Below are 12,823 nucleotides of genomic sequence, written 5' to 3'. Positions count from 1 at the left end.
TCGGCTCGAGGGTGCACGCGGGGCTCGTCGTCGGAGGGCAGCACGACCATGCCCGCCGGTTGTCGTGAGTCTCTGGGTCCTCGGCGCACCCAGGCTCACGCAATTACGCGTGTTCTGCCTGAATGATCTCTCTATTTCTGCCTGGCCAACGAGCTGCCGTTGCGGGACGAGCTGGTACCGTTCCTGGTGGCGCGCTCGGGACGGGCCCTGGACGATTTCGCCCGGTGGGTCGCACCGCGGCGGGAAGTGGAATGGGTGCTCTCCATGCTACAGTACATGCCAATGTCACCGTGGACCCAGGAGGAATTGAAGCGGCGGCTCGCTCGCTCCGATGATCCGGAGATCGAGGCGCGCCGGCAGGGGATCCTGCGCACCTTGCTCGCGGATAGCCCGGAGGTGAAGGAGGAGCTCATCGAGGAGGGCCAGCCTTGCGACGCAGAGCCGCTCCGTGAAATTTTTCGTGAGGGCGTTCACGAGAGGCGACGATCTGGATAGACGTGCCCCGGCGGCTTCGGTCGACCAATCGACGAATGGTCCGGTGGGCAGAGGCACCCATGAAGCGACGGTTTCGGGAGGAATACGATCACAGCCCGAGACCCATCGCTCCGGGTTCGGTGTCGATCCTCCTCGTCGCTTGTCCGCGCTGCTGCGAACGGGCCGAGCTGGCTCGCCGCCACGAGCCGCCCCAGGAGGTGCTGAGCTGCTCGCGATGCGGGCACGTCGAGCAGAACCCGAGCAGATATCGGTACTGGCTTCGGGTCGCATGCTGCGGCCACACCCTCTATGCGGTCGACAGCCACCACCTCGCGTTCCTGGAGCTCTACATCGCCTGTCCCCTGCGCGAGCGCCTGCGGATGCATTGGGCCGATCGCGATTACCTGGCCACGCTGCCCCGGTGGATGTGCCTCGCCAGGAACCGCAAGAGGGTTCTCCGCGGTCTACGGGCCTTACGGAGCAAAATCGTTGATTCATGATCGGGTCGATGGTCATGCGGTTGACGCGGCCCGCCACGCCACACCTCGTCGCGGCCTGACTTCACCGTCGACGGCGTCAGGGCGCACGGGTAACACTGCGTGGAGCCGCGGACCTCCATGACCGACGAACACCCCGCCTTCGAGCAAGCCATCCAAGACGTCATGGAACGCCGCGCCTGCGCCCTGGTGGTGAAGCGCGACCTCGTCGAGCTTGCGCTTGTCCTCGCAGACGAGTTCTCGTATGTCAATTCCCAGGGTGCCCTCTGGGGGAAGGCCGAGTACCTCACGGCGGTCGACGGGAGCGCGCTGCGCTGGGCAGTGCTCGAATTTACCCGGAGAGAGTTCACATAAAGGCGGGAAGAACATTGACCTTTTCTTCCTGGCTTCCCGCCTTCATGTTCAATTTTGAGCACTACCTGCTCGGTGGTCTTCTCGAGGATGATCCGGCAGCCGCCGCGCCGCGTGAGGATCCCGTGCACCTCGTGGATCACGTGGCGGAGATCGGGGACAGGGCGGAGAACCCTCTTCGGGTGACGCCGCCGGCAAGCCAGTAAACCACGCCCGGCCCGCTCGCAGGTGCTTCGCGTGGCGTGGGCTAGCGAGGACCCGCCCCGCCCGCGGGCGCCGCCGCGGCGAGCGCGCGGAGCCGCGCGTGCAGGGGCTCGCCGAACGCCTCGAACTCGACGACCTCGACCGGGAGCGCTGCGGCGCGCTGCTCGAACGCCTTCCGGTCCTCACGTCGGACGAGCGCAAAGTGCGGGCCGGCCGCGCCCCGGAAGGCGTGGGAGACCCAGCGGAGCTGATCGCCGAACACCCGATCCTCGAGGCTGACGCCGATGAAGAGCAGCGTCCGCCCCGCCATCTGCGTGCGCAGCGACTCGAGCGCGGCCGTGTAGCGGACCTCGACCGCAGGGCTCGACGGGTACAAGGTCGTGTACCCGTCGGGGGTGAGGATGATGTCGTCCACGTGCTGAATGGCGCCGTGCAGGTGCCACACGGTGGGCCGCTGCAGCGCGCCCTGAGAGAGCTCGACCAGGCCGCTCGGGGACTCGATGATCCACTCGCGCAGGTTGCCGGGATCGGGGCATGCCCAGCGCAGGACGGCGTCGTAGTTCGTGGTGATGACGAGCTGGCTGCCCAGCCCCCACACGAGCCGCGCCAGCTCGAGGGACGCCGGCTCCACGTCCGTCGCGTCCGGGCTGAGCTGCTCGACGAGGAAGCGGTTCCAGGTCGGCCCGAGCGCGCGCTTCGCCTCCTCTGCCGCCTCGAGCAGCCGCGGCGCATCGAGCGAGAGGAGCGCGTTGACGAGCGCCGCATCCTTCTTGCGACCCTCCTCGTCGAGGCGCACCGCGGCCGCAGCCAGCAGCGCAGGCCAGCTGGGAAAGAGGCAGCTCCCGTCGGAGGCCCGCCGCACCGCCATCGCGACGCCCGCCCCGACGAAGGGGACGAGCCTCCTGTTGCGGACGGCCTCGGCCAGGCTGCGCGGGAAGGTCATCGATGTCTCAACCGCCGCGCCGACACGTACCATCGGCCCCGGCCGCCCGTGCGTCGGCGCCGGCGCGGAGATCCTGTAGCGACGCCGCGCCGCGGCGGCGTAAAGCGCGTTGCTCGGCCGGCAGAGCCCGGCCTCGTCTCGGACCACACCGATGAGCTCGAGCCGCGCGATGTCGTCGTCGAGCCGCGTGAAGGGGATCGGCTCCTCTGCGACGATCTGCCGGAAGACCGGCTCGAGGCCTTCGCGGTCGATGGCGTGGAAGACGTGCGGCAGGTTGTGGGCCTCAGCGCGCAGCAGCGTCGCCGCCCCCTCCGTGAGCGAGCCGGAGCGCGCCACCTCCTCCGCCAGCGCCTGCGTGAGGTACGGCTGCCCCGCCGTGAAGGCGCAGAGCTCGGCGGCGCGCGAGGCGGGGAGGCTCGGCGCCTCGGCTGCGGCGAGCAGCGCCGCCACCGCCGCCTCGGAGAGGCCGCCGAGGTAGATCTCATCGAGCACGTTGCGGAGCGGCGAGTTGCGGTGCACCGCCATGTCGCAGAGCTCGATCCCGCCCGCGAGGACGAACGTCCAGCGGCCGAGCTCCCGGTTGACCAGCCGGAGGTTGAACGAGGCGCGCAGCGCGGAGCCGAGCCAGCGCCGGGTCTCTTCCGGCAGCACGCCGAGCTCGTCGAGGAAGAGGCCGATCCGCGGCGCCTTCGCCGCGCCGGCCGCCGCCCGGAGGAACGCCTGCAGCCCGCCGGCGCCGCCCGGGAGCGGGGGTGCGGTGGCGAGCGTGCCACCGAGCTGATCGGCGATCTGATCGGCGAGGTGGCGCGCGCACGCCGCTGGATCGGCCCCGGCGACCGCCTGGAAGTCGACGAAGGCGATCGGCTGCCACGGCCGCGCGCGCTCGCGCGCCCGTAGCAGCACGCTCGTCTTTCCGAGCTGCCGTCCGCCGAGGACCGCGCCGACGGCGTCGCCGTGCCGCAGCCAGCCCTCGATCCGGGCGAGATCCTGCTCCCGGCCGACGAAGAGCGGGCTGCCTGGATCGAGCGGGCCGTGCAGGTGGAAGATCATTCGAGGGTCCTCCGCGCGAGGCCCGCGATGAGCGCGTCGACGTCGTGCGATCTCCGCACCATCGCCGGGTAGGCCGCCATCGCGAAGCGGTATTGGTCCCCGTCGTAGGCGACGAGGCTGTAGAGATCGAGCATCTCGAGCGCCTCGGTCACACGCCCCTCGTCGAGGAGCCCGCGGCGCCGCGCCTCGGCCATGAGCTCTGCGAGCGAGAACGTCGGTCCGGGCAGGAGCAGACTGACGATTCGCTCGCATGGCGTCGTGTCGCTCCAGGCCGTCTCGATGACGTCGCGCTGGAGCTCGCGTTGCGCCGCGATCCGCCCGACATCTGCAGCGGCGACCCGCCGATCGAGGGTCCCGACGACGAGCTGCTGGCAGACGAGCTGCACGAGGTTCGGATGGGAGGAGGTGACATCCATGATCGCGGCGACGACGCGCTCCGGGTCCAGCAGCTCGAAGCCGAGCTGCTGCATCGGCTTACGGACGATCGCCTCGACCGCGTTGTCGTCGAGCGGCCGCAGCAAGAGCTCTTCGCAAAAATTGAAGAACGGCGAGGCGGGATCGTGGAGCTGCTGGTAGAGCGTGCGGCTGCCAGAGAAGACGAAGCGGCAATGTCCCTCGTGCGCGACGGCCCGAAGGGCGCGGAAGAGCCGCCCTCCGTGCGCGACGTCGTCCGCGAGCAGCGCGTCGATCTCGTCGAGGAGAAGTACGACCGTCCGCCCGCTGGCGTGCTTGCGGAGCGCGGCGATGTGCGGCCTCACGAGCGCCACATCCACCGCTCCGCCGCCTTTGGTGTCGACCTCGCCGCCGAGCATCGCCAGGAACTCGCCCCGCGTGGGTCGATCCTCGCAGCTCAGGTAGAGCGGCTCGTAGCGTGGATCGGTCGCGAGCACGCGCTGCACGCGGAGGAGGATCGAGCTCTTGCCCATGCGGCGCCCAGCGACGACCGCGAAGCTGCGCGTGCCGATGCTCTGCGTGAGCGTCTTCACCTCGCGCTCGCGCCCGAAGAACATGTTCTCGGGCACCGGCCCGCGGACGACGTAGGGCGATAGGCTGCCGGGATCCGTGCCCTGCTCGAGGATCATCTCGACGAAGCGGTGCGCCTCGTTGGCGATCACGAGCGAGGCGAGCTGCTCGCGATCGAGCACTACAAAGTCGTAGCGGTAGGGGGACCCGTTGATGCGGTCCCGCAGCGTGCGGGCACCGGACGACGCGCCGGGCGGCGGCACGGCGACGAGGACGATGAAGTACCCGAGGAGCTGCCCTGCCTGGAGGAACTCGGCGAGCCGATCGACGAGCGCCGGGTCGTCGTCCTGCTGCAGGACGAGGACCGGGAACCGCGTGTGGCGGATCCAGAGCATTGGCGCCTCGACGAGGAAGCCGATGACGCCCCGGCGCAAGGGGAGCTCGCGCTCGACGCGGAAGCCGATCGCTTCGCGCAGGAGCTCGTCGAGGAGCCTCCGGCTCTCCTCGACGAAGCGCGTGCTGCCGGTGTCCGCCGCGTCGATCAGCCGCTGCCAGCGCTCGTCGAGCGTCGCCAGGCGGTGGCGCACCTCCTCTGCGTCGGCCGCTGGGCGCTGTACGAAGAACAGCGTGACGTCGCCGACGCGCAGCGCGTCGCCGCGCTCGAGCCGGACCGGCTCGCGGACGCGCTGGCCGTTGACGAAGGTGCCCTGGGTGCTGCCGAGATCTTCAACGGTCACCACCTGCCCGGCCACGTGCAGGCGAGTATGGCGCGGGGAGACCGATGGGGAGTCGAGCTGCAGCCCGCATTGTACGGCCCGTCCGATGGTGACGTCGCTGGCGATCGCGTAGTAGGTGCCGCGCCCCTGGCCCGCGGCGATCAAGAGGACGCCGACCACGACCGGCGGTACCATGTCGAGGGTCGTCGCCATCTCGAACTCCGCGTCCTCGGACGGGGTGGGCGCCGCGCAGAAAGACAAGAGAGGCGCACCCCCGACCCGCTCATCCGAGGGTGCCAGGCGTTGAAGCGCCTGGGCGAGCTCGTCGGCTGCAGGCCGCTTCGCGGGATCCTTGTGCAGCGCGCGGAGCACGATCGCGTCGAGCTCGCGCGGGAGGGCCGGGTTCCACGTCGACGGTGGATCCGGCTCGTCGCGCGTGATCCTGACGAGCACGTCGACGATCGTGGCGCCGTCGAATGGCAGCCGCCCGCACAGGAGCTCGTACGCCACCACGCCCAGCGCGAAGATGTCGACCGCCGGTCCGCGCGCGTCCCCGCCGATGGCCTCCGGGGCCATGTACAACGGCGTTCCGGCGATCGTGCCGGTGCCCGTGGGTGAGCTTGACCCGACCGGCGCCGCGAGCGCGAAGTCGAGGAGCACGAGCCGTCCCGCCGGTGTCGCCATCATGTTGCTCGGCTTGAGATCTCCGTGCACCACGCCCTGCGCATGCAGGTACGCGAGCGTCTCGGCGATGCGCCGGACGATCTCGATGGCATCATCGAGGCGCGGCGGCCCTCTCCGCCGCAGCGCGTCGAGCGGCTCGCCCACCACGAGCTCCGTGACCATGTAGGGCCGCCCATCGTCGAGCACGCCGTGATCGACCAGCGTCACGATGGACTCGTGCCGCAGGCGCGCGAGCACCCCGATCTCGTTGATGAGGCGCTCGGCCGCGCCGTGTTCGCCGATGACCTTCACCGCGACCTCGGCGCCACCCGCCACCGGCCGCGCGCGGTACACACGCCCGAAGCCGCCGCTCCCGAGCAAACCCAGGATCACGTAGCCGCCGACGCGGCTATCCGGCAAAAGCGCACCCCTCACCGTGGCGATCCTACCGCCGTCTCAGCCCGCGCGGGACGATGGCGACGAGGTCGAGGAAGGCGAAGTCGACGAGGGAGACGATCGGACCTCGGGCGGCGCCGCTCCGGTGAGCCGCGTGCACGGGTCACAGCCGCCGGATCCGCTTGCTTGTGTTCCGGAGGCGCCACGCGCGGTACGAGACGCGGGCCGTGTCGAACGTCGCGCTCCGCGGGGTTCTGGGCAGGAGATCGCAGATGACCATCCCCGCTCCAAAGTCTGTGAACCGGAGGCTCGGCTGGTTCGTTTTCAGCCCAGTGGTCATCGTTGCCGTCGCCTGTGGCCTGTGGATGGGCTGGGTTCACGACCGGCCACAGCCGGAGGAGCAGCGGGCTGGTCGCATGGCGGAACCAGCGGAACGAAGCGATGCCATGCCGCTCGGAACCGACCCGAACCGGCCACAAGGTACCTCTTCCTTTCACGTCTACAGGTCTGACGATCACGGCCTGTCCTGGAGCCTGGCCGGGAGAGGGCTTCCCACCAGAGGACGGATCCACGCCCTCGCGGTCCGGGAGACGACCGCATACGCCGGCTCCGATGACGGACTTTTTGTCTCTGCGGACGGTGGGCACAGCTGGGCGGGGCGCGACATTCCCCCGGATTCCGCGGTGCAGTGCTTCGCCTTCGTGGGACGCCGTCTCTTCGCCGGGACGAAGGGGGCGGGAGTCTTCGTCACGGAAGACGCGGGCCATTCCTGGCGTGCAAGCTCCAAGGGCCTCATCGACCCGAATGTACGATCCCTTGCGGTCCAGGGGGCCGTCGTGTACGCCGGGACCGATTCCGAGGGCGTCTTCGTCCTCCCCGATGGCGCCGAGGCGTGGATCCCGTTCGGCCGCGAGTTGCCCGACGGATCGCAGGTCTTTGACCTGGCGGTCAAGAACACGTGGATCTACGCCGCTCTGTACAGCAGGGGTCTTTATCGGCTTGCCGTCGGTGGCGGGAGCTGGCGGAGAGTGGGAGACGTGGTGCCGCTTCGATTTCACGTGCATGGCGAGTCCCTCCTCGCCGGGCACAACCCGGGAGGGGTGTACCGGTCCATCGACGAGGGACTGACGTGGCATCTCGCTGACGGTCTGACGGATCGCTCACCGACCTGGGTTCTCGGCGACGCGGGCCCGAACGTCCTCGTGGGAACGTCACCGGAAGGTGTCTCGATCAGCCACGACGCAGGCGCGAGCTGGAAACCGAGCGCCGCCGGGCTCCCGCCGGGTGCGGCGGTCGTCGCGCTCGCGGCCGACACGAGCTATGTTCTCGCGGGAGTAGCGACTCAAGACGGCAGGTAGACCCGGGGGCGAGCGGGGCCCGCTTCGGTTGACCAATCGACGGATGGTTCGGTGGGCAGAGGCACCAGTGAAGCGGACGGTTTCGGGAGGTGCTGAGCTGCTCGCGATGCGGACACATCGAGCAGAACCCGAACGGGTAGTTGCATGGTTCCAATGGATTGCGAGGCTCGACCGATCTGCCGGGGAGCAAGCTCCGAGGGCAAGGAATGCGGAAAGGAGAGCAACCGCAAGGACACAAGGGGCGCAAGGGACCAGAGACGAGAACTTCTCTTGCCCGCCCCTTGCGCTCCTCGCGCCCTTGCGGTTTCTCTTCCCTTCTGCTGATTTTCTCGGGACCTGCGCGTCGCCATGCGAGCCGCGCTGCGCGCCCCGGACCTCCATGACCGACGAACACCCCGCCTTCGAGCAAGCCATCCGCGACGTCATGGAACGCCGCGCCCGCGCCCTGGTGACGCGCGACCTCGCCGAGCTCGCGCTCCTCCTCGCAGACGACTTCTCGTACGTCAACTCCCAGGGGACCCTCTGGGGCAAGGCCGAGTTCCTGACGGCGGTCGAGCGGGGCGCGCTGCGCTGGAGCGCGCAGACCGCGGAGGAGGTCAGCGTGCGCAGCTACGGCGAGCTCGCCGTGGTGACGTGCGTGGTGCGCGACGAAGGGACCTGGCACGGCGAGCCGTTCAGCGCGCGGTTCCGCTCCACGCAGGTCTATGCGCGCCGCGAGGGCGTGTGGCGCTACGTGGCGGGCCAGTCGACGGGCCTGGACCAGGGCTGAGCGCGGGGGGAGGACCCTCGCCCGTGGAGCGCGCCAGCGGAGCGCTGGCGAGGGGCTCCGCTCGCCGCGCTGCGCTGCGCGGCGTCAGGCGGTGGACCCCACAGGGAACGCTCGGCTCGGGTATAGTCCCCGGGCGCTTGGCGCGAGGCGGGCCCTCGTGAAAGAGAAGATTGCTTCAACCCTCTCGCAGGCGATCCTGCGCCCCGGCGGCGCGGAGACGCAGCCGCGGGCGGGCGACGCCCTGCCGCCGTCGAGCTTCGGCCCGGAGAGCCTCGCCCCGTCGAGCTTCGGCCCGGAGAGCCCCGGCCCGTCGAGCTTCCACCCGCCGAGCCGGTTCGAGGAGTACCGGCTCCTCCAGAAGCTCGGCAGCGGCGGCATGGGCGACGTCTACCTCGCGCACGACACGCTGCTCGACCGCATGGTCGCGGTGAAGTTCATTCGCGCGGCGACCGCGGACGCCGAGGTGCGCGCGCGGCTGCTCGCCGAGGCGCGCGCGGCCGCCCGCATCCAGCACCCGAACGTCGTCGCCGTCTACCGCGTCGGCGAGCTCCGGGGGCGGCTGTTCGTCGTCTCGGAGTTCGTCCGCGGCCAGAGCCTCGACCGCGTCGACATCCCGATGCCCTCGCGCCGCGTGCTCGAGCTCGGGGCGGGCCTTGCGCGGGGCCTCGCGGCCGCCCACCGCCGGGGGGTGCTGCACCTCGACATCAAGCCGGCCAACGCGGTGCTCACCGCGGAGGGCGAGGCGAAGCTCCTCGACTTCGGCCTCGCCAAGCTCCTCGAGCCGGCCGCGCGACCCGACGCGCGCGGGGCGCGATCCGAGATCCCTGGAGGGCGATCCGACGTCCCTGGGGGGCGATCCGACGTCCCTGGGGCGCGGTACGATGTCCCTGGGGCGCGGTACGATGTCCCTGGCGCGCGAGCCGACGTCCCTGGCGCGCGGTACGACGTCCCTGGCGCGCGGTACGACGTCCCTGGCGCGCGAGCCGACTGTCCCGGAGGGCGATCCGACATGCCCGGGGCCCGAGCCGACGGTCCCGGAGGGCGATCCGACATGCCCGGGAGCCGATCCGACGCGCTCGGCGAGGGCGCGCTCGCTGGCGGCGAGGCCCTGCGAGGAGCTCCGTGCGACGCCGACGCGGCGATCGCGCCCGGCGATGAGCCGCTCGCGGGCGAGTTCCGCGAGGCGGCCGAGATGGCGGCGCGCCTGCTCGACGTGACGACGAGCGTCGGCGGCGGCACGCCCCACTACCTGCCGCCCGAGCTGTGGCGCGACGAGCTCGCGACGCGCCGCTCCGACGTGTACTCGCTCGGCGCGCTGCTCTTCGAGCTCTGCGCCGGCGTCCCGCCGCACCACGACGTGCCGATGACCGAGCTCCCGCTCGTCGTCCAGAGCGAGGCGCCCAGGCCCCTCGCCGCCCTCGCGCCGGGCGTCGATCCGCGGCTCGCGGCCGTCATCGAGCGGTGCCTCGAGATCGACCCGGCCGACCGCTTCGCCTCGGGCGACGAGCTGCGCGACGCGCTCGAACAGCTGCTCGCCAGGAGCCGCCACGCATCCGTCGCCCCGGAGGGCAACCCCTACCGCGGGCTCCTCGTCTTCGATCTCGAGCACCGCGCCGTGTTCTACGGGCGCAGCTCCGAGACGGGGACGATCCTCGACCGGCTCCGCTCCGAGCCCATGATCGTCGTGGCCGGCGACTCGGGCTCGGGCAAGTCCTCGCTCTGCCGCGCCGGCGTGCTCTCGCTCGTGCTCGAGGGCGCCCTCGGCGGCGGGCGCGCCTTCCAGGCGGCCATGATGGTGCCCGGCCGGCAGCCGCTCGCCGCGCTGGCCGCCGCGCTCGAGCCGGTCCTCGGCGCGCCCGCCGAGCGCATCGCGGAGGCCGTGCGCGCCGCGCCGGGCTCGCTCGCCCGCGACCTCCGCGCGCGGCTCGGCGAGCGCGGCGGGCTCGTGCTGTTCATCGACCAGATGGAGGAGCTCGCGACGCTGAGCAGCCCGGGCGAGGCGGCGCTCGTCGGCGAGGTGCTCAGCGCCTTCGCGGCGCGCTCGCCCTCCCTGCGCCTGCTCGCCACGGTGCGCGGCGACTTCCTCGCGCGCGTCGCCGGCATCTCCGGCCTGGGCGACGACATCGAGCGCGCGCTCTACCTGCTCCGCCCGATGTCGGCGGACAAGCTCCGCGAGGCCATCACCGGGCCGGCGCTGGCCAAGGGCGTCGCGTTCGAGTCCGACGCGGTCGTCGACGCGCTCGTCGAGTCCACCGCGCGCGCCGAGGGCGGGCTGCCGCTCCTCCAGTTCGCGCTCGCCGAGCTCTGGGACGCCCGCGCCGCGCCCGACGCGCCGCTCAGCAGCGCCGATCTCGCGCAGATCGGCGGGGTCGAGGGCGCGCTCGCCCGCCACGCCGATCGCGTGCTCGGCCGCATGCCGCCCGAGGTCCACGCGGCCGCGCGGCGGCTGCTCGGCGCGCTCATCACCCCGCAGGGCACGCGGGCGCGGCGCGCCGAGGGCGAGCTCGCGGAGAAGGGCGGCGACGGCGCGGCGCGCGCGGCGCTCGACGCGCTCGTGCAGGGCCGCCTCCTGTTCGCCCGCGAAGGCGAGCAGGGGACGGTCTACGAGATCGCCCACGAGGCCCTGATCCACGGCTGGGGGACGCTGCGCCACTGGCTCGAGGAGCAGCGCGAGCAGCGCGCGACGCGCCAGCGCCTCGACGCCTCGGCCGCCGAGTGGGAGCGGCTCGGCCGGCGCCGCGACGCGCTCTTCAGCGCGCGCCAGCTCAAGGAGGCGAAGGGCCTCGATCCGGCCGACCTGCCGCCGCGCGAGGCGGCGTTCCTGAGGGCGTCGCGGCGCGCCGTCCTGACGCAGCGCGCGGTCCGGTGGGCCCTCGTCGTGGGCGTCCCGCTCGTCGCCGCGCTGCTCTACGGCACGCTGGAGCTCAGGGCGGCGCGCCAGCTCGCCGCGCGGGCGGACAGGAAGATCCACGAGGCCGCGCTCACCTCGTCCGCCGCGGCGATCGAGCGCGCCGAGGCCGAGGCGATCCGCGCGGAGGCGCTCTCGGCGTTCGATCGCCGGCGCCGCGACGAGGGGGAGGCGCTCTGGGAGCGCGCGCAGGGGCGCGCCGCCGAGGCCGAGCGGCTGCAGCTGCAGGTGAGCCAGAAGCTGGAGGCGGCGCTCACGCTCGACGGCGCCCGCAACGACGCGCGCGCGCGGCTCGGCGACGTGCTCTACGAGCGCGCGCTCGCCGCGGACGCGCGCGGCCACGCCTCGCTGCGCGACGAGCTGCTCCAGCGCATGACAACGTACGATCCCGACGGCGAGCGCCGGCAGCGATGGAACGCGCCCGCCGAGGTCGCCATCGAGACCGATCCCCCCGGCGCGGACATCACGCTGGAGCGGTACGAGAGCGACGCGGAGGGGCGCCGGCAGCTGACCGGCCAGCGCCTCCTCGGGACGACGCCCTTCGCGAGCATCGCGCTCGCGCAGGGCTCCTACCTGCTCACCTGCGAGGCGCGGAATCGCACCATCGTGCGTTATCCGTTCCTGGTCCAACGCGGAGAGTCATTGAAGCTCTCCATCCCGCTCCCGCACGCCGGGGACGTTCCTCCCGGGTACATCTACATCCCGCCGGGCCGGTTCCTCTTCGGCGCCGCCCTCGACGACATGTACCGGTGGGCGTTCCTCTCCACCGTTCCTCTCCACGAGATCCGCACAGGCGCGTACCTGATTGCGCGGCACGAGACGACGTTCCAGGAGTGGCTCGACTACATCCAGGAGCTCCCGAAGGAGTCCCGCGGCAGCTCGTCCATCCAGGCGGGCAACGGCGCCATGACAGGCGCCCTGGGGCTGCGCCGCTCGCCAAGCGGCGTGTGGCAGCTCACGATCCAGCCCACGATCCAGGCGTATACCGCGCGGGCAGGGGAGCCGCTCGTGTATCCATCGCGGGCGGTCCGCGCGCAGCAGGACTGGCTTCGTTTCCCCGTCACGGGCATCTCCTTCGCTCAGGCCACCGAGTATGCCGCGTGGCTCCACAGGACAGGCCGCGTCCGCGGAGCCCGCCTCTGCACCGACTACGAGTGGGAGCGCGCGGCGCGGGGCGCCGACAGCCGCATCTTCCCGCACGGGGACAGGCTGTCTCCCGCCGACGCCAACTTCGATGAGACCTACGGCAAGGAGAGCTCCACGATGGGGCCGGATGAGGTGGGCTCGCACCCCGCCTCACGTAGTCCGTTCGGGGTCGATGACATGGCGGGAAACGTGCTGGAGTGGGCCATTTCTTCGATCGAGCCCGACAAAGTGCTGTTGCGAGGTGGTGCTTATATCTATGATCAAACCTCGGTCCGAAGTGACAACCGGACCGTCGTTGATGGCACCTTCCTCGACCCGGTGATCGGGCTCCGCATCTGCGCCTCGTTCCCTCCACCACCGTGAAGGCGACGAGGCCTGCGGCGCT

At 71.5% G+C, this 12,823-nt stretch carries 8 protein-coding genes; 6 read left to right on the top strand and 2 right to left on the bottom strand.

Annotation, left to right across the window (positions count from 1 at the left end; all coding sequences use genetic code 11):
- Window positions 1-282 precede the first annotated feature (282 nt).
- From WMF44_RS39785 to WMF44_RS39775, 3 genes are all read left to right on the top strand, one after another.
- Window positions 283-495 carry a hypothetical protein gene (locus WMF44_RS39785; protein WP_437295259.1) on the top strand — a complete coding sequence of 71 codons (213 nt, stop codon included), beginning with the start codon at window positions 283-285 and terminating at the stop codon, window positions 493-495.
- Between the two features lie 596 nt (window positions 496-1,091).
- Window positions 1,092-1,325, top strand: a complete 234-nt coding sequence (locus WMF44_RS39780) for a DUF4440 domain-containing protein (protein WP_437295258.1) — start codon at window positions 1,092-1,094, stop codon at window positions 1,323-1,325.
- 44 nt (window positions 1,326-1,369) lie between these two features.
- Complete coding sequence (locus WMF44_RS39775; protein ID WP_437295257.1) at window positions 1,370-1,528, top strand: hypothetical protein; 159 nt, start codon at window positions 1,370-1,372, stop codon at window positions 1,526-1,528.
- 41 nt (window positions 1,529-1,569) lie between these two features.
- On the opposite strand, the gene WMF44_RS39770 is transcribed toward WMF44_RS39775, so the two are convergent.
- Entirely contained in the window at window positions 1,570-3,519 is a 1,950-nt protein-coding gene (locus WMF44_RS39770) for an SIR2 family protein (RefSeq protein WP_437295256.1), read from the bottom strand.
- Window positions 3,516-6,296 carry a protein kinase domain-containing protein gene (locus WMF44_RS39765; protein ID WP_437295255.1) on the bottom strand — a complete coding sequence of 927 codons (2,781 nt, stop codon included), beginning with the start codon at window positions 6,294-6,296 and terminating at the stop codon, window positions 3,516-3,518. Before WMF44_RS39765 ends, WMF44_RS39770 begins: the two co-directional genes overlap by 4 nt.
- Before the next feature lie 188 nt (window positions 6,297-6,484).
- On the opposite strand from WMF44_RS39765, the gene WMF44_RS39760 reads away from it, so the two are divergent.
- The 3 genes from WMF44_RS39760 to WMF44_RS39750 all read left to right on the top strand — a co-directional run bounded on the left by WMF44_RS39760 (window position 6,485) and on the right by WMF44_RS39750 (window position 12,801).
- Window positions 6,485-7,615, top strand: a complete 1,131-nt coding sequence (locus WMF44_RS39760; protein ID WP_437295254.1) for a WD40/YVTN/BNR-like repeat-containing protein — start codon at window positions 6,485-6,487, stop codon at window positions 7,613-7,615.
- Between the two features lie 379 nt (window positions 7,616-7,994).
- A complete protein-coding gene (locus tag WMF44_RS39755) occupies window positions 7,995-8,384 on the top strand; it encodes a nuclear transport factor 2 family protein (RefSeq protein ID WP_437295253.1) in 390 nt (129 codons plus the stop codon).
- A 157-nt stretch (window positions 8,385-8,541) separates the two neighbouring features.
- Window positions 8,542-12,801, top strand: coding sequence for an nSTAND1 domain-containing NTPase (locus WMF44_RS39750; protein WP_437295252.1), 4,260 nt, complete (start codon window positions 8,542-8,544; stop codon window positions 12,799-12,801).
- Window positions 12,802-12,823: the final 22 nt, after the last annotated feature.

This window comes from Sorangium sp. So ce426, assembly GCF_051475585.1.
GTDB classification, from domain to species: domain Bacteria; phylum Myxococcota_A; class Polyangia; order Polyangiales; family Polyangiaceae; genus Sorangium; species Sorangium cellulosum_B.
The sequence above is the reverse complement of the archived record's forward strand: the minus strand, read 5'-3'. Positions and strand labels throughout refer to the sequence as shown.